The following is a 25,655-nucleotide window of genomic DNA, read 5'->3' on the forward strand; positions in this document are numbered from 1 at the left end:
AGCCCTTCGAATGTGACAACTTATGATTTATTCAAAATAGGCCCATTTGTACTGCGCGTATCCCAGACCTGAAATGACTACACCTTTTAACTTGGGATTCTGCGCATACACCGTAGACTTAAAGTAAAACGGAATAACTGGCATTTCATCCACCAAGATTTTCTCAGCCTCTTGCAAGATCGCTTTTCGTTTGGCAGCATCCTTCTCCTTGGCAGAAGCCGCCAATAGATCGGCATATTGACGATTCTCCCAACGAGTATGGTTGTTGCCTTCCTTCGTTCGGAATATTTCCAGGAAGTTGATCGGATCGTTGAAATCCCCCGTCCACCCCATCCGCGCTACTTGGTACTTCCCGTTTTTCACGTTTTCATAGTAGACATTCCATTCCTGATTCTCTAGCTTGACGTGCACACCCAAGTTTTTTTGCCACATGTCCTGTACAGCCTGCGCGATTTTGGTCTGTGCTTCCTCCGTATTGTAGGACAGTGTAATCGGCGGGAGCTGGTCGACGCTTGCGTACCCTTCTTCCTTCATCCCTTCCGCCAATAGCTGCTTGGCTTTTTCCATGTCGTTGTCTGTAAACAAGCCTTGCTCGTTCTCAGCAAACATCGTAGGCGGCACTACGGCTGTCGCAACCAATTCCCCTCCTTGCGTGATGTTCTCCACGATGTCTTTCCGGTTGATCGCGTATGAAAAGGCTTGGCGAATTTTTTTGTTGTGGAAAGGCTTTTGCTCTGTGTTGAATTCATACCAATACGTTCCGGCTTTTGGCGTGATCACCAGCAATCCTTTTTCCTTCAAGGTCGGCATCGCGTCGAGCGGAAGATTGCCAGCCGGGGCACCTGCCCAATCGAGATCGCCGCTCTCCAGCATGGACAGCTCTGTATTCGCGTCATTGATCATATTCATTTCGATTTTGGTCAGCTTGACAGCGTCTGCGTCCCAATAATGCTCATTTTTCGTCAACGTTAGCTTGTTTTTATGCTCCCACGCAGCGAGTTTGAACGGTCCATTCGAGGTGTAGGCTGGTCCTGCTTCCTTCGCCCAGTCCGGATTGTCTTTCACCACTTTCATATTTAGCGGAAAGTAGCTGTAAAAGGCTGTCAGCTCCAGAAAAAACGGCGTCGGGTTTTCCAGTTGGACGACGAGTGTCTTGTCATCTGTTGCCTTGACCCCGATCTCTTCGGGCTTCGCTTTGCCAGCAAAGGCCGCCTCTGCATTTTTCACATAAAACAGCTGGTAGGCATACTGGGAGCCGTTTTTGGAATCGAGTGCCCATTTCCAAGCGTTTTCAAAATCGTGCGCAGTTACGGGATCGCCGTTCGACCACTTCGCATTGTCGCGAATCGTGAAGGTGTACGTCAACAAATCGTCTGATGCCTTGATTTCCTGGGCCATCGCGGGCTGAGGAATGCCCTTGTCGTCAACGCGAGTCAGCCCCTCAAACGTTTGAAAAATAACATTGGATGACCAAACATCCGAAATGAGTCCGGGATGAAGAGAAAGCGGTTCTGTAAAGTTATTCAGTCTGAGGATTTGTTCGGGTTGCGCCGATGCATTAGCTGGTGTAGCTTCTGTCGTTGGTTGTGTGACAGGCTTTGCTGCTTCCTGTGGTTGTCCGCATGCAGCAAGTCCTAAAGCCAAACCTGCTGCGAAAAAAGCTTTTCCTGTTTTTTGCCACCATCTGTTTGCGGATCGTCTCATGGTCTATTCCCCTTCGCTCGAGAGCCTTCGCTGTTCTTCACGCTGCTGCCATTCTTTCAGCTCGCTTTTGATTTGATAGAGTTCTGCACGTGTTTCGAGCTTGAACGCTTTTAATTCACTTCTGATGACAGCCAACTCATGTAAGAGTCGCTCCCACACCTCTTGATCTTTGTCCATGTTCCTCTCCTTTTCCGGTCATATACACTGCAGGCAGTTGAATCGTCACCTGCGTTCCATGCCCGTGTTGACTCTGAAAGTGGATCGTCCCTTGCATCGCCTCGATGATCCGGCAGGTTACCATCAAACCGAGACCTGTCCCTTTTTCCTTTGTAGAATAAAAAGGTAGCCCTATCTGTTCAATCTGCTCTGGCGTCATCCCCTCTCCCTCATCCATGATGGAAATCATATGATAGTTCCCGGCTGCTCGTACGGTGACGTGCAGCATGCCACCTTGTCCCATCGATTCGATACCGTTTTTCATCAGATTCATCAATGCTTGCTTGAGCTTAACGGCGTTGCTCTCAACGAATAGGCCCGGCTCGGTCTCACAGGCGATTTCCACTCGGTTCATGACGCTGTAGGAGGACATGATGGCGGTCACTTCTTTCACGGTATGCGCAATCTCCAGTCGCTCCAGCATCTCAGAATGAGGCTTGGCCAGATTTAAATAGTCGGAAATGATAAATTCAGCCCGATCGAGTTCATTTAAGACCAATCGGATATATTCAACGTTTTTCGGATTCGTCTCCTCACGCAACAATTGAACAAAGCCACGTACCACCGTGAGTGGGTTGCGCACTTCGTGGGCGACACTGGCTGCCAGCTCGCTGATCAGGTTCAGCTTTTCCGAGCGTTCGACCTGCTTGCGGATAATATGAGATTCTCGAATAAACTCAATGAAATAAACGGCTGCACCTTGTACGATCAAAGCGAGGTAGCCGATTTCCACCAGCGGCTCCAGATAATTGTTAATGATCGACAACGGGAATCCTCTCCAGATCAAAACAACCATCCCTCCACCGATGATGGATAGCTGCTTTAAGCACCCGATCAAGAGAACGAGCCCTAGTTTCTTTCGTAAGGAGTAGCCATACCAACGATTGACCAATAAAAACGGGATGATCGCATAAACCATCGTTCCAAAAATCGTTACGAGTACGCCATCGCCACCTAAAACGATCCTTACGATAAACATCACCAAAATCGTCAAAATGCCCGGGATATACCCAGCGTATAAAATGGTAATAATGATCGGTATCGAGCGTAAATCGTACTCCATACCATTACTGAGTTGTACTGGAAAGCTCATCGCAAAAATAACACTGATCGAGCTACAAACGATAACCATTGATGATTTGATGCTCATCTTGTTCGAGGTTGATCGCCCCAGCCAAACATTTCTATACAGCAAAACAGGGACGATAACGAACAGTAACTGTAGCAAAATGTCTTTGATGATTAACATATATCGGTTCCCCTGGCTCTTAGAATATTTCGATTTTTCTTACAGAATAACATTACAGATGTCTTTCTGGAAGGCACATTTTCAACATCTGGCAGAAAGGATGTTTTTGTTGCGGTGACCAGCACATTTCCCTATGATGAAGAAGAGCTTGTTTGAAGACCTTGGAGGTAATGACATACACATGCGAAATGGTATAAAACGTGAAGATATCGAGCTGTTGGCACCTGCCGGTAACTGGGACTGTTTGAAAGCAGCCGTGGCCAACGGAGCCAATGCCATCTTTTTTGGGGTAGAAAAGTTCAACGCGCGTGCGCGTGCTGAGAACTTCCAAATGGCGGAACTGCCTGAGATTATGGCTTATTTGCACATGTACGGGGTAAAGGGCTTCCTTACCTTTAATATTCTCGTATTTGAAAATGAACTAGAGGATGCACGCGAGCTGATTGACGCCTGTATTCACGCTGGAGTAGACGCTGTGATCGTTCAGGACCTCGGTCTCGTAAAGATGATCCGCGAGATATCTCCAGACTTCCCAATTCACGGCTCTACACAAATGACGATTACTTCGCCGGAAGCGGTGGAGTTCACGAAGCCGTTTGATATGGAACGCGTCGTACTCGGCCGTGAAAATTCATTAAAAGAGATCAAAAAAATCGGAGAAAAAGCAAAGCTGCCGATGGAAGTATTCGTTCACGGTGCCTTGTGTGTTTCTTATTCGGGACAATGTCTGACCTCGGAAATGTGGGGTGGACGCTCGGCAAACCGCGGGGAGTGTGCCCAAGCCTGTCGCTTGCCGTATGACCTGATGGTAGACGGTGTGCAAAAGGAAATGGGGAACATCGCTTACGTGCTGTCTCCGAAAGACTTGGCTGCTATCGATTTGGTTCCTGAGCTGATCGAGGCTGGCGTGACTTCCTTTAAAATTGAAGGCCGCCTGAAAACACCTGAATACGTGGCAAACGTCGTGAGTAAATACAATGCAGCCATCGAGCGTTATTTTGCCGGACAAGATACAGGACCAACCGAGGTAGAAGTACGCGAGCTGCAACAAAGCTTCTCTCGCGGATTTACACACGGATTTTTGACCGGGACAAACAACAAGCAGCTCGTAGATGGTTCGTTCCCGAAAAGCCGCGGTGTGTTTTTGGGAACCGTGAAAAAACTGCTTCCTACAGGCGTTTTGGTGGAAATCACTGCTCCTGTCAAACGCGGAGACGGAATCGTGTTTGACGCGGGTGACCCCACGCAAAAAGAAGAAGGCGGTCGCATCTACGATATTTTGAGCCGCAGTAAAAAGGTAGAAGGCGAAGTTTCCAAAGGCATGTACGAAATCGTCATGGGACGCAATGACGTGAATCTGAAGCGTCTTCATGTCGGTGACCGCGTATGGAAGACGAGCGATCCTGAGCTGGACCGTCGCCTGCGCAAAACGTTCGAGACGGAAAAGCCTTATCGCACCTTCCCACTGTCTGTTCACGTGAGCGGAAAGCTGGGTGAAAAGCTCAGTGTCACTTGGGTGGATAAACAAGCGAATCACGCTGTCAGTGTTCCTTCCGAGGTACTGCTGGAGACTGCTTTGAAGCGTCCTCTGACAGCTGAGTTGCTGCATGATCAATTAAGCCGTCTGGGCGGAACCATTTTCCACCTGGAAGCTCACGATCTGACTGTCGATCTCGAAGGGGATCTCATCGTACCTGTCAGTGAGTTGAACCGGATGCGTCGTGACGCGGTTGAACAGCTCGTGTTCCTGCGCTCCAAGCCGCCGATTTACCACCATCACGATATCAACGTATATGCGGATGCCCCGAAGAGCCCGCCAGTGGAAAAGCCACTCCTGACAGCCCTGTGCCGCTCGCTTGAGCAATTGGAAGCAGCTGCGCAAACGGATGTGGACTTCCTCTACGCTGACTTTGAATTCGTCAAGCAGTATCCAGAGGGCGTCAAGCTGGCCCATAAGTACGGGAAAAAGATCGGGATTGCTACGATGCGCATTCATATGCCGGATGAAAACGGTGTCCTTGCCTTGATCGCGAAAAGCAAACCAGACGCTATTCTGGTGCGCAATACGGGAGCACTCTATTACTACATGTCCCGTCGTGATGAAATCGACATTCCACTGATTGGCGATTTCTCCTTGAACGTCGCGAACCACAAGGCAGTTGAACTGTTCCTTGCAACAGGTCTTGAGCGCGTCACGCCATCGTACGATCTGAACATCCAGCAAATGGTCGATATGCTCAGCCGCTCAAACGCTGCGAACATGGAGCTGGTTATCCACCAGCACATGCCGATGTTCCACACCGAACACTGCGTTTACTGCACATTCATGAGTGAAGGTACTGACCATACTAATTGCGGAACTCCATGTGAGACCTCCCGCATTTCTTTGAAAGACCGCGTCGGCTTCTCTCACCCTGTACGTGTGGATACCGGTTGCCGCAATACCGTTTATAACGCGATTGACCAGTCCGGTGCTGAATACTTTAGCGAGTTCCGCTCCCTGAATGTCGGTAGCTATCGCATCGAGTTTTTGGAAGAAGAGCCAGAGCGCGTGAAAGAGGTAATCAGTCTGTATCGCAAGGCATTGCGCGGAGAAGTTAGCGGTACACACGTATGGCGTACCCTGAAGGCAACCAACCAGTTGGGCGTCACACGTGGGCAACTGACAAAATAAATACCAGATTTGTAGAGAGGAGAGAGAAAGTATGGCTGACCTGAATCAACCGACTGTAGAAAACTTGGCCATTATCATTGAGGGCATCAAAGCTAAGCTGAACATGGCGAATACAGCAGTGATGCGCCCGGAGGACTTCGATCTCGTTCATTACGAGGATTTGCTGTACCTGTACAACATGGTGCAGAAAAAAGCAGCGTTTGGCATCAATGAAATGACTGCCATCGTTGAAGAGCTGGGTGCGATGAGAAAGCAATCCTAGTTTTTGCCCCAACAAGAGAAAAAAGCGTCGCTCCTGTACATGGAGTGACGCTTTTTTGCGTGGACTTTATTTTTTCAACGTAACGGTAAACGTTTTGAACTCAATGTCTTTCCCTTGTTTCTTTATCATCTCGATGGTTGATTGGATTATCGTTTCTTTTCCATTTTCATCTATCCGAACACCACCACCTTGAGATGGCAATGACAGATATGGAGTGATCCTTAATTCTTTTACATCTGCTGTCACCGGATCGAAACGACGGGTTCCTGCAAGGTATTCTTTACCATCTGATTTTTTACCTTGGCTACCGCCTGAGTAGGCTCCTAGCTCATTTCCTTTATCATCAACGACCTTGAATTCCAAATAGCTCGATAGATAGCCGATTTCCTCCGTTACAGCCTGGAAGCTGACCACCAGTCCTGCTGGACCCATTGTTATATCAGGAACAGTGAGGTCAATGCCTCCAGCTTTTTGCTGGTGATTGATCGCAATGCGCTTGGTATCTGTATGGGAGATGATTGGCAAGGAGAAGTTCCACTGCTTGCCGTCCTCCCCATGAAAGCTCAATCCCAGCTTGAACTCCTCGGGCAAACCATTGATCGCATCGATATCGACAATCCCGGTCGCTAGCGTCGGCGTGATCTGTGTATGTTTGCTGCTTCCTGCGTATCCAAATGCTTTCCCATTTACCGTCAGATCTGGGGAGGAGCCTAAATAATGCTCTCCGACTGCCTGCTTCGTTTCCAATGTATAACCAATCGTAAAACGCGTGCCGTCATAGTACACTTCATTGACAGTAATCGCATGACCATCCACGTCCTGCGACTCGCCAATGACAGTTGTTAAGCCTTTTTCACTCGCTAGCTTCAATCCGTTATCTCCATATGCCGAGAAAATCGATCCAATCAAAGGCACCTTGGACACCAGATTGGCCATCACCGGAGAAACTGCTACTGAGCTAAACAAGACCCCTAAAGCTACGACCGCTGCCCCTGTACTGTATACCAGCTTTCGTTTGTTCAGGCGTTTTCTCTTCGGTACAGTCTGCTGAATCGTTTGGGCGATAATAGCGTCCAGCTTCTCTGTCGGGACTGGAATGCGATCTACTTGCTCTTTATAGGCATGAATTTTTTCTCTCATCGAAGTACTCCCCTTTTAGTTTCTTTTTTAATAGCGTCAATCCTCTGTGAATATTCGTTTTTACAGTGCCTTCCGGACAATCCAGCGTTTCCGCGATTTGTTTTACGGAGTAGTCCTTGTAAAACCTTAGCAGCAGTACCGTTACATACTTTTCTTCCAGCTCTTCCATTGCTTCCAACAGATCGATCCGTTCCTCGAGCCTTACGCTTCCTGTATCCCGTACATTTTCAATCATGTCTTTGCTAAGCGAGATTACCTTGCGTTTCCTAGCCAAATAGGCAAGCGCCGAGTTGATCAAAATGCGCGTCAACCATGTGGTAAAATACTGCTCTTCCTTTAAGGTTGAAATGGAGAGTAACGCCTTATAGACCGTTTCCTGAAAAATCTCAAGCGCATCCTCTTCGTTGCGCGTATACACGAAAGCCATCTTGTACAAATTGGCTTTTTCCTGATGAATCAGCATTTGAAACGCGTCAGCATCACCAGCCTTGGCACGAGCAACGAGACCAAGTTGTCTATTCAAACAGCTCCCCCCTCCTTTTCTCCCCTGTTAGAGAAATCAGGGCGACAAAACGTTTCATTTTTTTTTCTATCGATATAAAAAAAGCCTGCTCTCACAGTCTACCTGAGACTACGAGAACAGGCTCTATCCGTTACATTTTTTTCAGCACAATGACTGCATTGTGACCGCCAAAGCCAAAGGAATTGGACATGCCAATGTCGAGCGTGGCTTTGCGTGCTGTATTTGGCACATAGTCCAGATCGCATTCGGGGTCACGCTCTACCTGATTAATTGTCGGGGGAATGATTCCTTCCTGCAAGCTCTTAATCAGGGCGATCGCCTCCGCACCCCCGGCTGCACCAAACATATGTCCCGTCATCGATTTGTTGGCGGTGATCGGTACATGGTACGCATGGTCGCCAAACAGCTTTTTGATGGCCAGTGTCTCGGAGCGGTCTCCGAGTTCTGTGCTGGTTGCGTGCGCGCTGATGACATCCACGTCGGTCGGTTGCGCCCCTGCTTCCTGGAGGGCCCATTTCATCGCACGGTAGGGACCGATTCCTTCCGGATGCGTCGCCACCATATGATAGGCATCAGAGCTTGCCCCATAGCCAATCACCTCGGCATACATGCGGGCGTTTCTTTTCTTGGCGTGTGATTCCGATTCCAATATCACAATCCCGGCACCTTCTGCCATGACAAACCCATCCCGCTTGGCATCAAATGGCCGACTCGCTCCTGCTGGATCATCATTTCTTGTGGACAATGCCGTCGCATTGCTAAAGCTGGCGAGAGATATGTCTGTCACTGCGGCCTCAGACCCTCCTGCGATAACGACATCCGCCCCGCCCGCCCGAATGAGCCGGAAAGCCTCACCGATGGACGTATTCCCAATCGAGCAAGCAGTAACAGGTGACATTGTCGGACCGTATAAACCGTACTTGATGCTGATCATCGCTGCTGCCATGTTGGAAATGAGCATGGGAACAAGCGTCGGGCTGACCCGCTCAGGACCTCGTTCACGTAGAACGTTATGCTGCTCAAGAAGCGTCCCTACCCCACCGATGCCAGAGCCTACATAAACCCCGATTCGCTCGCGGTCCAACTCGTCCAGCTGAAGTTCTGCATCCTCTAGTGCTTCTTCTACAGCAGCAAGGGCAAATTGGCAAAAGCGATCCATTCGCCGCGCTTCTTTGCGCCCAAACCGCTCCACCGGATCAAAATCTCGCACCAAACCTGCGATTTTCGTTTTATTTCGTGCTGTATCAAAAGTATCAATTGGAGAGATACCAGACTTTCCTTGCACGAGACTGTTCCAAAACTGATTCACTGTATTCCCTATCGGGGAGATTACTCCCATTCCTGTGACAACGACTTTTTCCATGATTAGCCTCCTATTCGAGTGCCTTATGGAAACCATCTTGTCACACGGGTTATCCTATTACAAGTTGTTGTTTATCCTAGTATAATGAGTACTAGTCTAACAAACTTATCCAGTTGAGGAAACGGAGGGTGTTCCATGAATCAGCAAACGCGTTTGCAGGCACTGTCTACTTTTTTGAAAGCGCAACGCGCCAAAATCCTGCCACAATCGGTCGGGCTGGCCCCTGGGACGCGCAGAAGAACACCTGGGCTACGAAGAGAAGAAGTAGCTCAGCTTGCCGGGGTTAGCTCCACCTGGTATACATGGCTGGAACAAGGCCGCGATATCAAGGTCTCGCCTTCTGTTCTGGATGCGGTAGCAAGAGCCTTGCAGCTTACCGTCGATGAGCACAAATATTTGTATGCGCTGGCACTAGAGACAGGGACTGGAGTTGGGCAAAGCCCGCAAAAAGATGAACCGCCGCAGATCAATCCAGCCCTGAAACGAATCTTAAAAGAGTTGCGCTCGTGCCCAACCATCATTTCAGATCGGCGCAGTCATATTGTCGGCTGGAACGAGGCAGCTACACATGTCTTTCTTGATTTTGAACAAATCCCTTATGAAGAGCGGAATTTAATCCGCCTCGTGTTTACGCGTAAGGAATTACGACGGCTGGCCGTCAACTGGGAGCATTTCGTCAGCGGCTTTCTCGCGATTTTTCGCGCCAATTACGGTCAGTATGTAGAGGACGAGTGGTACGAGCAGTTTTTAAGCGAGATGCGGCAGGTTCATCCCGACTTTCACGACCTGTGGGAGCAGAGCCGCGTCAGCTCAGCCCCGGAGGTATTACTGGAATTCCGTCATGCGAAGGTAGGGAAAATGCTCTTTCATCTGACTTCGCTGCAAGTTTCCGGGAATGCGGATTTGCGGTGCAGCATTTACACACCTGACCCGAATTCTGCCACCGAGACAAAGCTGTGGCAACTGATTGATCGGCCGGTTTCTTCTTCCCAGCCGTGACCGAAGGTCTTTGTGGTTTGAGTCAACATGGTGGAGGAGAAGAAAAAGCACAGTACTCTTCGACTCTGACACGCCTGCATGGGGGATTGGCTGTCCGTCTCCACTTCCAAAAGGGGACCGTCGAGCCAAAGCCACCCTACGGGCGGAAGTTTCTCAGAGAAGAAGTGTTCGACAAGCGTGGTCCCCTTTTGGAAGTTCCGACTGGGTAGGCGTTGTCAAGGTCTACGAGCCCTGTGCTTTTTCTTCTCATTAGCCTTGTACGTTGATCGTTACCTTTTAAGCAAAGAAAAACCAGCCCGACGGCATCTGCCCGGGCTGGTCCACTTTGTTAATGATTTACAATTCCCACACGCGTCCCGGAGGAAGCAAGGCTTCCGACTTCCTCGCAGCCTTCTTTCCACAGCAAGTAACGGATACTGTCTGCCAGTGCTTCCCAGCTCGCTTCGATGACATTGGTGGAGACGCCGACTGTGCTCCACTTTTCGCCGTTGCTCGAGGATTCGATTAGGACACGTACTTTTGCAGCAGTCGCGCCGTTTTCGTCCAAGACACGCACCTTGTAATCTTCTAGCTGCATTTTTGCAATGCACGGGTAGTAGCTCTCCAATGCTTTTCGCATCGCATTGTCCAGCGCGTTCACCGGACCGTTGCCATCAGCAGCCGTATGGACAGACTCCCCGTTCACCCGCAGCTTCACGGTTGCCTCCGATGTGATCGATTGGATGGCTGCCTTTTCCAACATGATTTTGAAGGAGTCTAGCTTGAACAGGTTTTTCAGCTTGCCGGAGGCTTCCAGCAGCATCAGCGTGAGCGAAGCCTCTGCTCCCTCGTATTGATAGCCTTGGAATTCGCGCTCTTTGATGTGTGTAATGATTTCTCTCGCCTTTTCACGATCCAGCGACAGATCGATCTCGAGCTCTTCCATTTTGGCGAGCAAATTGCTTTGTCCTGCGAGCTCTGAGACGAGTACGCGACGTTTGTTGCCGATATTTTCTGGCTCGATGTGCTCGTACGTTTTCGGATCGCGCATAACGGCGCTTACGTGAATACCACCCTTGTGAGCAAAAGCACTGTACCCGACAAACGGCTGGTTGTTCGGCATCGTCATGTTGGCAATTTCCGCTACATAGCGAGACAGCTGTGTCAGCTCCTGCAATTGATCACTGCTCACACAATGATGGCCCAGCTTGAGCTGCAAATTCGGAACCACTGAGATCAGGTTGACGTTCCCGCAGCGCTCACCGATACCGTTAATCGTTCCTTGTACTTGCTGTGCGCCCGCCTGTATCGCAGCCAGTGCATTGGCAACTGCCACTCCGCTGTCATTATGCGGATGAATGCCTACAGGCGTCCGTAGATGACCCACAGTCGTTTTAACAATATCATAAACTTCATGCGGCAGTGTCCCGCCGTTTGTATCACAGAGAACAATCCAATCAGCCCCAGCCTCTTCTGCTGCTTCCAGCACCCGCAATGCGTAGCGTGGATTCGCCTTGTACCCATCGAAGAAATGCTCTGCCAAAAAGAGAGTCGTCAGTCCGTTTTCTTTTAAAAATGCAACCGAATCAGCAACCATGCGCACGTTTTCTTCCAACGTCGTCTTGAGAGCATCCGTCACGTGCAAGTCCCATGATTTCCCGAAGATCGCGGCTGCCGAGGCTCCGCTTAAGATCAACGCTTGCAGATTGTCATCATCCGTCGCTGCTACATTCGGTCTACAGGTACTGCCAAAAGCCGTTACCTTTGCGTGCTGCAGCGAAATCTCCCGGATACGTTCAAAAAAAGCCATGTCCTTTGGATTGCTGCCCGGCCAACCGCCTTCAATAAAATCGATACCAAACTGATCCAGCCGCAGTGCGATCTTTATCTTGTCTTCTACCGACAGGCTGATCCCCTCTCCCTGCGTTCCATCTCGCAGGGTCGTATCATACAGATACACCTTGCTATTCATGTTTCTTCTCCACCTGTTCTGTTATTTTTCTGAATAATCACATCATTCGAACCGTTAGAACGATTCCCAGTATACCACAGCCCAAATGGAAAGAAAACGCGGGAAAATAGAGGTTTTTCCTATGTCCGTGGGGTGCGGACAAATGCGACGGTTTGCTTGATCGCAGCTTCCAACGGAGCCGATGTACCCGCAAACGGATGACGCGTGTTAAATGTATGATCTCCGCCTTCAATCCAGTGCAGCTTGCTGTTTTTGGCAGCCTGATGAATTCTTTTTGCACCCTCTACCAGACGGACATAATCTTTTTCTCCTGTGATGATGCACAGTGGTTGCTCCATCGTAGAAACCAGTTCCAAAATATCGTATTGTTGGCGATTGTTGTCCACATCCTCGATCACGACTCTGGTGATTGGCATGTCTTGACCGGTTCGTGCATTTGCTATGTATCCGACACCTGTCTCTTCTATTTGTCTGCGCAGCTTTTCATCGAACAAATCGACATGAGCGATTCCGTTCCAGGTTACAATCCCTGCCACCTGCGGGTTGTTTGCTCCGAATAAGATCGCGTCACCGCCGCCCTTGCTGTGTCCCAATACATACAGCTTCGTTTTGTCCACGTAATCGGGTAACGGGAGCTTGCCTGACAAAATCCGTTCCGTCAATGCTTGCAAATCAGCCAGCTCGCGCGCATATGTATTGCGTCCGAATTTCTCCAGCTCGTCGAACTCCGTCAAGCTCTCCCCTACGCCATTGCAGCTAAAATTAAAGCGAATGGTGGTAATGCCTTGCTTAGCTAGTTCATCGGCCACGTAGGGAAAGCTTCCCCAATCCTTGAAACCTTTAAAGCCATGGCAAAACAGCAGTAGTGGCTGTGCTGAGCCTGCCGATTCCTCCGTATGAATGTCGCCGCGCAGCGTTAACTCCTCGTCGAGTGCGATGGAAAAGGATTGTTTTTGCATGTGCGTTTCACCTCTTGTGCCATTTTTTTATTATTATGCCGTGTCCCCCTCTTAAAAGAAACGGAAATAACAAAAAAAGAGACCTTCCACTATGGAAGATCCTCTTTAGTTAGCTGCATTGCCCTTATTAACAAGATACAACGCATACTCCAACGGCCGTCGAACCGCCGTCGCATATCGCTTGTGCTGACGCATCTGCTTGAAAATTTCTCTCCCTGGCTTCGGATTGATTTCGATAATCCAAACCCTGCCATGAACATCAATCCCCAGGTCAAAGCCAAACTCCATCATCAGGCCGAAATGCTCTTCAATGCGTGTAACCGTCTTAATCGCGAGCTCCTTGCATTCCTGTACAATCCGCTCTGCCATTTCCTGACCAAATCGTGTGACCAAGAACGAAACAGCAGGCAAAGCTGTTCCTCCCCCATGCAAATTCGAGGTGGATGATTGGATCGGCCCAACCCGAATGCCCATCCCGGTCAAACACCACTGACCCTTCCCGTCCTTTTGCACAAGCATGCGAGCATCTACTGTTCGCTTGGGAACCAGTGACAATTGTAGCCCCTGTTGAAGAAAAAACTGCTCGTTTCCGCTCTTCTCATTCTTCATCCAATGCTCCAGCCGCTCGCACACCTCTGTGAGCGTCGCCAGTTTTTCACAGCTTTTGGCTTGCTGCTTGGTCCTGCCATGCAAAAGGTAACGACCTGCTCGTTTCTCCACACGCAGTATGCTTCTTCCACCTGTGCCGTTTGTCGGCTTGAGATAAACCAGACGATGATTGGCAAGCATCGTGGCAAGCGTTTTTCTGTCGTAGGGGAGTGTTTCGGGAAGCCAGCGCTGTAGCTGTGGATCTTGTATCAAAATCTGATGAACGACATATTTGTTCGAGAAGCGATTATTCGCATAACGGAACCAGTTTTGCTTGCGAAATGGCAAATAGGCACGATGCTTAGGCAATGGATAGTAGCGATAACGGTCGATGACGATATCGGGCCAGGGGAAAAACTCTCGTCTCCACTTCTTGCCATCTGATACAAAACCGTTGATCCGCTTTTCTGTAAAACGGACATCTTGTGGGCTAAACAAAAAAACCTCTGCCCCCATTTCTCTTCCTGCCTCTACCAGCCTTCGCAAATAGCCGGGCTCGACAAAGCCTGATTCTCCTCGGTAGGTCAGTACGCCTATCCGTTTTCTCACCGAAAGGCCCCTCCCTCCCTTATTCGATTTTCTAGCTAGCCTCGTATAGCTTATGGTTGAAAGCAAAAAAAAGCGCCTTTGTCCTATGTAGGCAAAAGCGCATCTTTCATGCGTTTTCTTATCGTTGCTGTGTTTCCAAATAGTGCAGCGCTGTTCGTCCCAAGAGCTCGCCTGCGATGAGCATGGCATCCTCGTCGATATCGAAGCTGGGATGGTGGTGGGGATATGTTGCCAGTTTTTCCGGATTGCCTGCCCCTACGAACAAGTAAGCGCCGGGCACCTTTTCCAAATAGTACGAAAAGTCCTCGCCCCCCATCAACGGCTTCATCGACTCCACACGGCCAGCTCCAAACGCTGCAATAGCTGCTTCCCGTGCGATCGCTGTTTCCTTTTCATGGTTAATGACGGCTGGATATCCTCGCTCGTAGACAACTGTAGCGCTTCCTCCCATCATGGCAGCCGTCCCCTCCGCTATTTCTGTCAGGCGCTGCTCCGCACGATCGCGGACGTCTGGCAAAAAGGAGCGGACAGTCCCAGTCAAACGACAGCTATCTGCGATGATGTTCGTACTGTCTCCGCCGTGGAACGTCCCCACGGTCACGACCACACTTTCTAACGGGCTAACGTTGCGGCTGGCAATCGTTTGCAGATGTCCGACGATTTGTGAACCGATCACAATAGAGTCGACGGTTTCTTCCGGAACAGCACCGTGTCCCCCTTTTCCTTTAATCTCGATGGAAAAGTCGTCCGTATTCGCCATGAGCGGACCCGCACTAATGAATACCTTTCCTACAGGGAACATCGACCACAGATGAACACCAAAGATCGCATCGACGCCATCTACAGCACCATCCTGAACCATTTGGATAGCTCCGCCCGGATTTTCCTCCTCCGCATGCTGAAAAACAAAGCGAATTTCACCGGCAAACTGCTCACGATGTGCTGCCAAAACAGAAGCGAGTCCTAGTAGCTGGGAAGTGTGCGCATCATGCCCACACGCATGCATGACGCCAGGTACAGTCGATTTATACGGTACATCTTTTTGATCTTGAATCGGCAGCGCATCAAAATCCGCTCGCAACGCGACGACCTTACCCGGGCGCCCACCGCGCAAAACGCCGATGACTCCTCTACCGCCAACTCCTGTGCGAACCTCATCGAAGTGAAGTCCTCTCAATATTTCGGCAATAAGGGCTGGAGTCTTCTCCTCTTGAAAGGAAAGCTCGGGATGCTGGTGCAGATGACGCCTCCAGCTAATGATTTGTGGTTCCATCTCTTTTAGCAGCTCTTTTAATTGTTCCTGCAAGGCCATGGTTCTTCCCCCCTTGATTCACTATTCTTGTCCCATCATAGCAGATTCATGGGACAAATGGGGAGCTTGACTAATCCAGGGCGAGCATGCTACGTTTTCGCTTTTCAAAAACCGCAAAGCTCGTATAGCCTACCCGTTTCAACTGCGCTCGAGCCTCGTCCAAATGCTGACCGACTTGATCAGGCGCAGTAGCGTTAGACGCCAAGGTGATGGGTACCTCATTCTGGAACAAGATTTCTAGAAAACGATAGCTGGGCGAAAATTCACGGAGTTGACTCGCCAAACCGTAGCCTGTATTGATTTCCGTCGCAATCCCCATACGTCCAAGAGCCCGGGCCAAACGCTGATAATACGGCAATAGGGCAGTCTCATCCGGTCGCATACCAAACGCTTTGATGCCATCGATATGGGCGATAACATCGAATAATTGCGATTCGATCGCCTGCTCCAGCTTATCAAAATAAAGGCTGTACAATCCGATTAGCTCCTGTCTTCCAAAGCGTTCTTGTCCACCCTGGATCGAATAACCCCAGCCTTCCAGAAAATGCACGGCTCCTATGCACACATCCCACGGATATTGATTGATGACATCCCGCAGTGTCTCTTCTCCACCCGAAAAATAATCCAATTCAATCCCGACACGCAGCTCAATTCCATCCTCCGCCCAGCGAAGCCGCTCTTTTTGCAGGAAAACAACAAAGCTGTCCAGTGAATCGTTTGCGACCTGGCTCAGCCATTTGCGTTGCGCTGTCCCCAAACGATCAGAGCCGATGTGCACATACTGTTCGTAATACGACCGATACTCATGAAAACGATATAAGTGCTCGACCACGCAAACTTGCTGAATCCCAGCCTGTTTGGCACGTAATCGATACAATTCAAGCCAATCTCGTGAATACGGGCCTTGTTGTAGGCGTTCTGCCAACCCATTGGTCAGCATACTTGCCCATTTTCGGCTCCCCATCACTTCGGCATGCTCCACGACGGGGCGCAATGATTCCGCTTGCTTGAGCAACCAGTCCAGCGAATACGGCCCTTCCTCCAGATGGACGTGAAAGTCTACCTTCACCCGATCACCTCCTTAGGTTCGTCCCTGCTATTTCCTATCGTTATATATGCGTTTGGTTCCATACATATGTCGAGTATTCACATGACGAACGACCTAGTAGAAGAGGTGAAAAAAGAACAAAAAAATGCCTCAGCATCGAGGCATTTTTGTTTATCAGCTATTTTTCCGCTCATACACGTAAAACGCATGCGGATGAACGTTCTTCTCATCCACGATACCCTCACGCTTGTCCACCAAGGTGTAAGCATCGCGATCCCATGCCGGGAAAAACGTATCGCCCTCTGTTTCCAAATCGATCTCTGTAATGTACAGTCGATCAACGACATCGAGGAACTGGCGATAAATTTCCGAGCCGCCAAAGATGATGACATCACCCATGGCGAGAACTTCTTCCTTCGTATGAACGACATCTACACCTTCAGGGTGAAAGTCCTGGCTACGTGTCAGAACGACATTTCTGCGGTTAGGCAGCGGCTTGCCGATCGATTCGAACGTTTTGCGTCCCATTACAATCGTTTTTCCTGTCGTTAATTCCTTCACATTTTTCAAGTCGGCAGGAAGGTGCCACGGCATGTCGCCATCTTTTCCGATGACTTGGTTGCGGGCATAGGCAACAATCAAACTGATCATACGGCCACCTCGCCTTTGATGTGCGGGTGGGATTCGTAGCCTACGATTTCTATATCTTCGTATTTGAAGTCAAAAATCGAAGTCACATCTGGATTGAGCACGAGCTTTGGCAGTGGTTTCGGCTCGCGAGTGAGCTGTAGCTTGACCTGCTCGATATGGTTGAGATACAGATGAGCGTCTCCGATCGTATGAACAAAATCGCCCACTTCAAGCCCTGTGACATGCGCCACCATATGCGTCAGCAACGCGTAGGAAGCGATATTAAACGGCACACCCAAAAACGTGTCGCCACTGCGTTGATACAGCTGGCAGGACAGCTTGCCATTCGCTACGTAAAACTGGAACAGCAGGTGACAAGGCGGCAATGCCATCTTGTCCAATTCAGCCGGATTCCACGCACTAACGATCAAGCGACGAGAGTCCGGATTGCGTTTGATCTCATCAATGACCCATTGAATCTGGTCCACTGTTTTGCCGTCGCGTCCAGTAAAAGAACGCCATTGGCTTCCGTATACCGGGCCTAAATCTCCGTTTTCATCGGCCCATTCGTTCCAGATCCGCACGCCGTTTTCCTGCAAGTAACGGACATTGGTATCGCCTGATAAAAACCAGAGCAATTCGTGGATGATCGATTTCATATGCAGCTTTTTCGTCGTGACCATGGGAAAGCCTTCACTCAGGTCAAAACGCATCTGGTGCCCAAAAACACTGGTCGTTCCGGTGCCTGTCCGATCCTCTTTTGTGACACCCTCATCCAAAATGCGCTGGCACAAATCCAGGTATTGTTTCATCGTCCATCTCTCCTTCCATCTCATCTATTTTACCTGACCCAGACGAAAAGGAAAGATCGGAATGTCATGATATATTGACACTCCCCATGCCTAAAGGCGGGGGATTCTTGGGTAGTCACTCCTAACGGAATGAATTTTACCAAGCTATCCCTGTGTGTCCCACAGTTTAGTTGACTACGCCAACAATCGAAGTCCTTCTTGCTCAATATTGATCGCAGCGTTTTGGTCACGATCATGTTGTACGCCACAGTGTGGGCATATCCAACTGCGCAAGTTAAGACTTTTCACTTCTTTGTTGCGGTATCCGCAGTTTGGCGTTGAGCAGAGCTGGCTTGAAGGAAATTGTTTTCCCACAATGGAGACCTTTCTTCCATACCATTCTGCCTTATACTCCAGCATCGCACGAAACATCGACCACGAAGCATCTGCAATGGATTTGGCTAACTTGTGATTTTTGACCATATTTTCCACTTGCAAGTCCTCCAAACAGATCACTTGGCTTTCGTTAATCAGCTTGGTTGACAGCTTATGTAGAAAATCGTTACGGGTATTTGCAATTTTTTCGTGGAGTCGAGCTACTTTGGTACGCGCCTTGTTCCGGTTGTTGCTGCCTTTTTGTCTACGAGATTGAATCCGTTGCCACTTCACCAGTTGCTTTTCATACTTGCGATAGTATTTGGGATTTGCTACCCTCTCACCAGTAGAGAGAATGGCGAAATCCTTGATTCCAAGGTCAATCCCAACTGTTCGTTCTACTATTGGGAGTAATTTACTCTCCGTTTCACACAATACGGATACAAAGTATTTACCTGAAGGATTGCATCTAATCGTAGCCGATAGGATTCGCCCTTCAACTTCTCTGGATTTAGCAAACGATACCCATCCCAGCTTAGGAAGTTTGATGCGATTCCCTTCTATTTTGATGTTCATCTTGCATGTATAGGATTGCTTTGGGTTCTTCTTGCTCTTGAATTTGGGATAGCCTTTTTTCTCTTTGAAAAACTTTCTGTAGGAGGAATCCAAATCTTTTAAGGTTGATTGTAGGGCAGTGGAGTCCACTTCTTTCAACCATCCGATTTCTTTTTTAAGTTGCGTGAGCAAAGCAGAACAGTCGTTGTAATTCAACGTTTTGTTTTCTTGTTCGTAAGCATCTTTTCGTTTCGCAAGAAAGTGATTGAATACAAAGCGAGTACATCCAATTGTCTTGTTGATGAGTGTTGCTTGTTCTTTGTTTGGATACAAACGGAATTTGTAGGCTCTATGCAAGTTCCCTTCAAATGTTTTACGACTCGGTGGATTCCGAATTGCGGATCGCATTTGATGAGCAAATGAACATGATCAGGCATGATTTCCATTTCAACAACTTCCACACGTAGTTCCACTGCCTTTTCAAGAAACAACTCTTTTAATCGATGTCTACTGGCTCTTTCAAAACCTTTTTACGATACTTCGGACAGAAAACAACGTGATATTTACAGTCAAATACGACATTGTGGTTACTTTCCACTGATCTACTCAAGACCATCACCCATGGTTAATTATACCACTTCCTTAGCACCCCCTACAGGGGATGCAGAGCAAAGTACCTTATATCCCCATAGCTAAAGCAAGGGGTTTTACGGCACGAGTAATAAATATAGAAAGCGGGATTCGTGATGGATGGCAAATCTTCTGTTCCTACAAAGCCCTTATATAAACAAATAGCAGAGCAAATTGAGCAACGAATCAGCAGTGGTGAATTCGGTCCTGGCAGCTATTTGCCCTCGGAGCGCACACTGGCCAAAGAACTGAACGTCAACCGCTCGACCGTCGTCGCTGCGTACGATGAGCTGCAAGCAGCAGGTATGATCGAGCGCATACAAGGAAGTGGTACCATCGTCAGCCAAGATATTTGGGGACTGGCACGGACCCGCGTTCCGAACTGGCGTCATTTGACGGAATCAGGTTCATTTCGTCCGAATTTACCGCTGATTCGCAAAATCCGTCGTGAAACACAGGAAAATGACTTGATCGATTTGGCGAGTGGCGAGCTCTCGACCGATCTCGTCCCCAATCAAACGCTCCAGCAGCTCATGAACCCCGATGACTTCCCGGCTCACCTCGGCTATGAGCATCCGCAGGGCAATTGGGCTTTGCGAGAAACATTGAGTCTCCACATGAAAGCATGGCGAAGCATCGAAGCACCCGCTACCTCCATTATGATTACGTCAGGCGCACAGCAAGCCCTTCATCTCGTCGTTCAATGCTTGTTAAAGCCAGGGGATGCGGTTGCCATTGAGAAGCCGTCTTATTGTTATTCCTTGCCGCTTTTTCATTCTGCTGGCTTGCGTACGTTTTCGCTGCCTGTCGACCGGGATGGAATCGACCCGAAGCACTTGGCCCAGCTCCACCGCCAGCACCGCATCAAAATGGTTTTTCTCAATCCGAATTATCAGAACCCGACAGGAACGCTACTTTCATTGGAGCGGCGCCAGGAATTGCTCGCGTTCTCCTATGAAAAAGGGATTCCGATCATCGAGGATGACCCATACAGCCTGACCAGTTTTTCGAGAGAGCCCGTCCCAACCTTAAAATCACTGGATCAACACGGAACAGTACTCTATATCAGCTCTTTGACCAAAATCGTAGCCTCAGGTCTACGAATCGGCTGGATCGTCGGGCCCCCTACCGTCATGGAAAGATTGGCAGATGCGAAACAACAGTTTGATTTTGGGCACAGCATTTTTCCGCAATGGCTGGCGAATCGCTTTCTCGGATCTCCTCAGTTTGCGAGTCACATCGATCTGTTGCGAACAGAGCTATCCTTGCGGCACGATCAGCTTGTCTCCTCGCTCCAAGACAAGTTCGGTGATCAAGTAGAAATGGTCGGGTCAGAGGGTGGCATTCACCTGTGGTGTAAATTTAAAGGGGAATGGAGCGGCGAACATTTTCTCACAGAATCAGTCAAACGGGGAGTAGTTTTCGTTCCGGGACATCTTTTCGGCGCGGAGCAAGGGTATGTCCGCTTCACCTTTGGCAGAGTTACCCTAGATCAGATCACTGAGGCAGTCTCTCGCTTAGCGGATGCATTCTCAGCAAGTGGATGGTCAAAATAATCCCCAAGTGGATGGCAACATTTTTGTGCGGTCGGTATATGATCGAAGTAAGCTACCGTATGCATCCTCGTGTATATCCGGCAGGATGACTGGGCCATACAGAAAGGACTGGCTGTTATGAGTATTTTGCCTTTCATTATTGCTATTATTGTACTTGTTCTCATAGGTCTCGTCGTTACCATAAAAATCGGTATGAACCCATCCGAATCCAAAGTGCGGGACTTTAAACAACGCTCCCGCAATCTGTTGATCATTTACGGCATGATTACCATCGCCTTGGTGATTGCATTGTCAGTCTTTCTCTACAACAACCTTTGATCCATCCCGAACGATACGTGACATAAATAAGACGCCGTCTGCCTTGTACAGGTATGACGGCGTTTTTGAATCGAAGGAGGTCCTTCGTCATGTGTTTTTAGAAGATGATACCTCTTTTACACGACTTTCCTCGCCACATTGGCGGCTTGCAGCCCACGCTGACCATTCACGATTTCAAAAACCACCTGCTCGCCTTCCTCCAAGTTCCGGTAACCTGCCCCCGTGATCGCAGAGTAGTGTACGAATACATCAGGTCCTCCATCACGCTCAATAAACCCATAGCCCTTTTCTTTGCTGAACCATTTTACTTTCCCTTGAATCATTGTGTTTCCTCCCTGTAATCAGTGCAGCTCTTACGCTTACCCCATCATATGCGGATGCGAAGTCAGTGGATATACGGTAAAATAAATAAAGTATGAATCGTCACGCCAGAAAGGAGTGAATCACATGAAAAAAGTATGGATGATCGCATGCGCGTTGCTGCTCACTGCCTGCTCCGATCTATCAGAAGGGGTCCAAACCGCCCAGCAAGCAGTAGAAACAGGTCAACAAGCGATTGAGACAGGAAAACAAGCTGTTGAAGCGGGCCAACAAGTTCTCGAAGCCGGCAAGCAACTGGCTGAGTCTGAAGTCGCCAAACAGTTGCAAACATACCTCCAGCAAAAATACGAATCCTCTGAAGCATTGCGTAAGGCCATGTTCAGTGGAGATGGTCAGTTGCTCGTAAATGAATTGCAAAAAACCGAGCTTGCGAACTTCAGCTTTTACAAATCTGACATGTTTGGTGTTGAATATACAGGCACACTCTCTGCCGATGGTACTTTCAAAGTGCTCAAGCACGATTTGAACAACCAAGGTGCAGAGCCTACAGTCGTAAAGGAATTCAAAGTAACACTCGACGGAAACGGTCAGGTACAAGTTCAGTAATTTGGAAAACATTTCAAGGGAAGCCTGCGATCAATCCTCGCGGGCTTTTTCGTGTTATTAAAAAACTTTTTATTGGATTTCTACAAAATTTTCTGTATTTCCTTATAGATTTTTATAATTGGGCATGATAATGTGTAAGATGTTCATATAATTTTCACAAATACTAAACACAACGAGGTGATGCCAATGAATATGCTACTCGCATCTATTATTGTGTACATGGCAGGTATGCTCCTGATCGGCTATTATGCCTACAAACGTACCTCCAATCTGACAGACTACATGCTCGGCGGTCGGTCGCTCGGTCCAACTGTAACCGCTCTCAGCGCGGGTGCATCCGACATGAGTGGCTGGTTGATGATGGGCTTGCCTGGCGCCATGTTTGCCCAAGGTCTTAGCGCATCCTGGATTGCCATTGGTCTGACTCTCGGGGCTTATGCCAACTGGCTGTACGTCGCTCCCCGCCTTCGCTCGTATACAGAGGTTGCCAACAACTCGATTACGATTCCTGCTTTCTTGGAAAATCGTTTCGGGGACGGGTCTCGGATGCTTCGTCTTGTCTCAGCCCTTGTTATTATGATCTTTTTTACCTTTTACGTCTCATCTGGTCTCGTCTCTGGAGGCGTGTTGTTTGAAAACACCTTCCATCTGAGCTATCAAACGGGACTATGGATTGTTGGATTGGTCACCATTGCCTACACATTGTTTGGCGGCTTCCTCGCTGTAAGCTGGACGGACGCTGTACAAGGACTCATCATGGTCATCGCGCTCATTCTCGTTCCGCTTGTGACCGTTCTTACAGCAGGCGGATTGGGAGAAACATTTACCGAGATTCACGCTGTCGATCCCTCTTTGCTTGACATTTTTAAAGGGACGAGCCTGCTCGGCATCATTTCTTTGTTTGCATGGGGTCTCGGCTATTTCGGACAACCGCACATTATCGTTCGCTTTATGGCGATCACGTCCACGAGTGAGATTAAAAAAGCACGCAGCATCGGTATGGGCTGGATGATTTTCTCCGTCATTGGCGCCATGCTGACAGGTCTGGTCGGTATTGCCCTGTACTCCAAGCAAGGCTGGACGTTGAGCGATCCTGAGACGATCTTCATCCAGTTGGGTACGATTCTGTTCCATCCGATCATTACCGGCTTTTTGCTGGCGGCCATTTTGGCAGCGATCATGAGTACGATTTCCTCTCAGCTGCTCGTCACCTCCAGCTCCTTGACCGAGGATATTTACAAAACCTTTTTCAAGCGTTCTGCAACCGACAAAGAGCTGGTCACCATTGGCCGCCTGTCCGTCTTGCTTGTATCTGTCATCGCCTTTTTGCTCGCCTTGAATAAAAATGATACGATCCTCGATCTCGTTGGATATGCGTGGGCAGGATTCGGCGCTTCGTTTGGGCCTGTCATTCTGCTATCCCTCTATTGGAAGCGCATGAACAAATGGGGTGCTCTCGCCGGGATGGTCGCTGGCGCACTTACCGTTATCATTTGGACTCGTTTTGATGTGCTGAAGGACTTCCTCTACGAGATGGTTCCCGGCTTTGCCATTAGCCTGCTCGCCATCGTGGTTGTCAGCCATTTGACCAGCAAACCTTCGAATGAAGTAACTGCTCAATTTGATGAGTACCAAAAAAGCATGAAATAATCTCTGCCGAAAAAAAGCCAAGCAGCCTATGCGCTGGACAATTGCCCTGTCCCACGCCATAGGCTGCTTTTTTCTGTTGAAACGATTTGAGACCCCCACCGGAACGAGAAGATCCGGCAAAAGCGCCAATCATAACGAAAACCAAGCTTCTGCTAGACGACTGATTCCTACTGCAATGTCTTGTTCCTCCACTCCACCAAATCCAACGATGATTCGCGGCCGCACATTCGTCGGATCATTGGCCCAGTTATGGCCGCTCGGATAAACGCGAACATCGGACGCACGAGCTAGCTCGATCAGCCCCCTTTCCGTTCGGGAAGTATCTACCTCTAGCAAAATATGCAGCCCCGCTGACTGTCCCAAAACTCGTACTTCCTGAGGCATGTACGTCTGTATCGACCGAAGCAATGCATCGTGCTTGCGGTGATAGACGGTGCGCATTTTTCGGACATGCTTTTCCCAGTAGCCCTTTTGCATGAACAACTGCATGCTCCGCTGCAAATGGCGGGAAACCGGAGAAGGATACGCCTGGAATGCTTCCAAATATCGCTCGATCAATTGCCGCGGAAGTACCGTGTAATCCAAGCGAAGTGCTGGAGAAAATGCTTTGGAAAAATTCCCGATATAAACCACACACCCGTCCCGATCCATCCCTTGCAAAGAGGGCGTAGGGTGTACATTGTAGCGGAATTCACCATCGTAATCATTTTCGATGATGATTCCGTTCCTTTTCTTTGCCCATTGCAACAATTGCTGGCGCTGGCCGACTGGCATGACCATCCCATACGGAAATTGATGGGCAGGCGTCGTGTACACGACCGTTGCTTTGCTTTTTTCCAAGGCTTCTATGGACAGCCCGTCTTCCACTAGCGGGATGGACACGACCTCATAGCCGTGCTGGGAAAAGACGATTCGTGCATCTGCATAGCCAGGCTCCTCGATCGCAACCACACGATGCCGATCTGCCAAGAGCAGACACAAAAAGCTGAGAGCCTGCTGTAATCCAGTGCCGATGATGATGTGCTCAGGCCGACAAATGAGCGTACGTGCTCTGCGCAAATATTTACTGAGCTCTTCTCGGAGCTCCCACTCACCTTGATCATCCCCGTAAAAAGAAAAGTCCTCCGGATAGACATCCAGCGCTTCCAGCATACAAGAGCGCCATGCAGCGTAAGGAAACGACTTCGTATCGATGACAGAACCGTGAAAATTGTAGCGACAGGTAAGATGCTCCCCTTTTTTCTTTTTCAAGAGAGATGAGTACAAGGCAATCTCCTCATCCTGCTCCACTGGCTCTGACCATCTCTCGATCTCGGCAGCATAAAAGCCACTTCGCTCCCGGCTCACGATGTAGCCTTCTGCGAGTAGTTGCTGATAGGCAGCCTCAATCGTATTTTTTCCGACGCCGCTTGCTTTCATCAACTGACGAATCGACGGCATCTTGGTTCCGGACGGTATCTCTCCCGATGCAATCCGTTTGCTCAATTGCTTGTATAGCTGATGATACAGAGGTTCCTTGCTCTGTGCATCCATGACCGGCATGTACTCCATCAGCGGCCCTCCATTCTGTCCCTATCCAACTCTCCCAAACTGTCACTATGTATAGGAGCAGTTCTCTTTTACAAT

At 49.1% G+C, this 25,655-nt stretch carries 23 protein-coding genes and 1 pseudogene; 7 read left to right on the forward strand and 17 right to left on the reverse strand.

What is annotated here, in order from left to right; all coding sequences use genetic code 11:
* Positions 1–27: 27 nt before the first annotated feature.
* The 3 genes from ODZ53_RS18015 to ODZ53_RS18025 are packed head-to-tail and all read right to left on the reverse strand — an operon-like array spanning position 28 to position 3,169.
* A complete protein-coding gene (locus tag ODZ53_RS18015; RefSeq protein WP_372678855.1) occupies positions 28–1,704 on the reverse strand; it encodes a peptide ABC transporter substrate-binding protein in 1,677 nt (558 codons plus the stop codon).
* 3 nt (positions 1,705–1,707) lie between these two features.
* The gene (locus tag ODZ53_RS18020) at positions 1,708–1,881 is read right to left on the reverse strand and encodes a hypothetical protein (protein WP_016743111.1); all 174 of its coding nucleotides are present in this window, start codon (positions 1,879–1,881) and stop codon (positions 1,708–1,710) included.
* Entirely contained in the window at positions 1,841–3,169 is a 1,329-nt protein-coding gene (locus tag ODZ53_RS18025; protein WP_372678857.1) for an ATP-binding protein, read from the reverse strand. The genes ODZ53_RS18020 and ODZ53_RS18025 overlap by 41 nt, the downstream gene beginning before the upstream one ends.
* Before the next feature lie 181 nt (positions 3,170–3,350).
* Between ODZ53_RS18025 and ODZ53_RS18030 the strand changes: the two genes are divergently transcribed.
* Positions 3,351–5,843 (forward strand): U32 family peptidase, encoded by a 2,493-nt coding sequence (locus ODZ53_RS18030; RefSeq protein WP_372678859.1) that lies wholly within the window; start codon positions 3,351–3,353, stop codon positions 5,841–5,843.
* A gap of 31 nt (positions 5,844–5,874) precedes the next feature.
* A complete protein-coding gene (locus ODZ53_RS18035; protein WP_015892616.1) occupies positions 5,875–6,105 on the forward strand; it encodes a DUF1128 domain-containing protein in 231 nt (76 codons plus the stop codon).
* A 66-nt stretch (positions 6,106–6,171) separates the two neighbouring features.
* Here ODZ53_RS18035 and ODZ53_RS18040 read toward each other — a convergent pair whose 3' ends face one another.
* From ODZ53_RS18040 to fabF, 3 genes are all read right to left on the reverse strand, one after another.
* Positions 6,172–7,245, reverse strand: a complete 1,074-nt coding sequence (locus ODZ53_RS18040) for a DUF4179 domain-containing protein (protein ID WP_372678861.1) — start codon at positions 7,243–7,245, stop codon at positions 6,172–6,174.
* Positions 7,220–7,768, reverse strand: coding sequence for a sigma-70 family RNA polymerase sigma factor (locus ODZ53_RS18045; RefSeq protein WP_016743115.1), 549 nt, complete (start codon positions 7,766–7,768; stop codon positions 7,220–7,222). Before ODZ53_RS18045 ends, ODZ53_RS18040 begins: the two co-directional genes overlap by 26 nt.
* Before the next feature lie 130 nt (positions 7,769–7,898).
* Positions 7,899–9,131, reverse strand: a complete 1,233-nt coding sequence (fabF, locus tag ODZ53_RS18050; RefSeq protein WP_372678863.1) for a beta-ketoacyl-ACP synthase II — start codon at positions 9,129–9,131, stop codon at positions 7,899–7,901.
* A gap of 135 nt (positions 9,132–9,266) precedes the next feature.
* Here fabF and ODZ53_RS18055 point away from each other — a divergent pair, with 135 nt between their 5' ends.
* Entirely contained in the window at positions 9,267–10,130 is an 864-nt protein-coding gene (locus ODZ53_RS18055) for a helix-turn-helix transcriptional regulator (RefSeq protein ID WP_372678865.1), read from the forward strand.
* A gap of 328 nt (positions 10,131–10,458) precedes the next feature.
* Here the strand turns inward: ODZ53_RS18055 and cimA are convergent, their stop codons facing one another.
* The 9 genes and pseudogenes from cimA to tnpA all read right to left on the reverse strand — a co-directional run.
* Positions 10,459–12,081, reverse strand: coding sequence for a citramalate synthase (gene cimA, locus ODZ53_RS18060; RefSeq protein WP_372678867.1), 1,623 nt, complete (start codon positions 12,079–12,081; stop codon positions 10,459–10,461).
* 119 nt (positions 12,082–12,200) lie between these two features.
* On the reverse strand, positions 12,201–13,040 hold the full coding sequence (locus tag ODZ53_RS18065; RefSeq protein ID WP_372678869.1) for an alpha/beta hydrolase: 840 nt from the start codon (positions 13,038–13,040) through the stop codon (positions 12,201–12,203).
* Positions 13,041–13,145: 105 nt separating this feature from the next.
* Positions 13,146–14,237: a YheC/YheD family endospore coat-associated protein gene (locus tag ODZ53_RS18070; protein WP_372678871.1), complete on the reverse strand. Its 1,092-nt coding sequence runs from the start codon at positions 14,235–14,237 to the stop codon at positions 13,146–13,148.
* Between the two features lie 118 nt (positions 14,238–14,355).
* Complete coding sequence (locus ODZ53_RS18075; protein WP_372678873.1) at positions 14,356–15,549, reverse strand: M20 metallopeptidase family protein; 1,194 nt, start codon at positions 15,547–15,549, stop codon at positions 14,356–14,358.
* 70 nt (positions 15,550–15,619) lie between these two features.
* Positions 15,620–16,618: a histidinol phosphate phosphatase domain-containing protein gene (locus tag ODZ53_RS18080; RefSeq protein WP_372678875.1), complete on the reverse strand. Its 999-nt coding sequence runs from the start codon at positions 16,616–16,618 to the stop codon at positions 15,620–15,622.
* Positions 16,619–16,771: 153 nt separating this feature from the next.
* Positions 16,772–17,248: a dihydrofolate reductase gene (locus tag ODZ53_RS18085; protein WP_015892627.1), complete on the reverse strand. Its 477-nt coding sequence runs from the start codon at positions 17,246–17,248 to the stop codon at positions 16,772–16,774.
* Entirely contained in the window at positions 17,245–18,039 is a 795-nt protein-coding gene (locus ODZ53_RS18090) for a thymidylate synthase (protein WP_087346046.1), read from the reverse strand. Before ODZ53_RS18090 ends, ODZ53_RS18085 begins: the two co-directional genes overlap by 4 nt.
* Positions 18,040–18,213: 174 nt before the next feature.
* Positions 18,214–19,305 (reverse strand): IS200/IS605 family element RNA-guided endonuclease TnpB, encoded by a 1,092-nt coding sequence (gene tnpB, locus ODZ53_RS18095; RefSeq protein WP_372678878.1) that lies wholly within the window; start codon positions 19,303–19,305, stop codon positions 18,214–18,216.
* A gap of 2 nt (positions 19,306–19,307) precedes the next feature.
* Positions 19,308–19,567: pseudogene (gene tnpA, locus ODZ53_RS18100) on the reverse strand (IS200/IS605 family transposase); the annotation flags it as partial.
* A 127-nt stretch (positions 19,568–19,694) separates the two neighbouring features.
* Here tnpA and pdxR (ODZ53_RS18105) point away from each other — a divergent pair.
* Positions 19,695–21,134 carry a MocR-like pyridoxine biosynthesis transcription factor PdxR gene (gene pdxR, locus ODZ53_RS18105; protein ID WP_372678880.1) on the forward strand — a complete coding sequence of 480 codons (1,440 nt, stop codon included), beginning with the start codon at positions 19,695–19,697 and terminating at the stop codon, positions 21,132–21,134.
* 117 nt (positions 21,135–21,251) lie between these two features.
* Positions 21,252–21,452 (forward strand): hypothetical protein, encoded by a 201-nt coding sequence (locus ODZ53_RS18110; RefSeq protein ID WP_015892632.1) that lies wholly within the window; start codon positions 21,252–21,254, stop codon positions 21,450–21,452.
* Positions 21,453–21,568: 116 nt separating this feature from the next.
* On the opposite strand, the gene ODZ53_RS18115 is transcribed toward ODZ53_RS18110, so the two are convergent.
* Positions 21,569–21,775, reverse strand: a complete 207-nt coding sequence (locus ODZ53_RS18115) for a cold-shock protein (protein ID WP_015892633.1) — start codon at positions 21,773–21,775, stop codon at positions 21,569–21,571.
* Between the two features lie 124 nt (positions 21,776–21,899).
* Here ODZ53_RS18115 and ODZ53_RS18120 point away from each other — a divergent pair, with 124 nt between their 5' ends.
* Together ODZ53_RS18120 and putP are read left to right on the forward strand one after the other, a co-directional pair.
* Entirely contained in the window at positions 21,900–22,379 is a 480-nt protein-coding gene (locus ODZ53_RS18120; RefSeq protein ID WP_173606330.1) for a hypothetical protein, read from the forward strand.
* Positions 22,380–22,565: 186 nt separating this feature from the next.
* Positions 22,566–24,029: a sodium/proline symporter PutP gene (putP, locus tag ODZ53_RS18125; RefSeq protein ID WP_372678883.1), complete on the forward strand. Its 1,464-nt coding sequence runs from the start codon at positions 22,566–22,568 to the stop codon at positions 24,027–24,029.
* A 129-nt stretch (positions 24,030–24,158) separates the two neighbouring features.
* On the opposite strand, the gene pdxR (ODZ53_RS18130) is transcribed toward putP, so the two are convergent.
* Positions 24,159–25,580: a MocR-like pyridoxine biosynthesis transcription factor PdxR gene (gene pdxR, locus ODZ53_RS18130; RefSeq protein WP_372678885.1), complete on the reverse strand. Its 1,422-nt coding sequence runs from the start codon at positions 25,578–25,580 to the stop codon at positions 24,159–24,161.
* Between the last annotated feature and the right edge of the window lie 75 nt (positions 25,581–25,655).

This window comes from Brevibacillus sp. BD137, assembly GCF_041644655.1.
GTDB lineage: Bacteria > Bacillota > Bacilli > Brevibacillales > Brevibacillaceae > Brevibacillus > Brevibacillus brevis_D.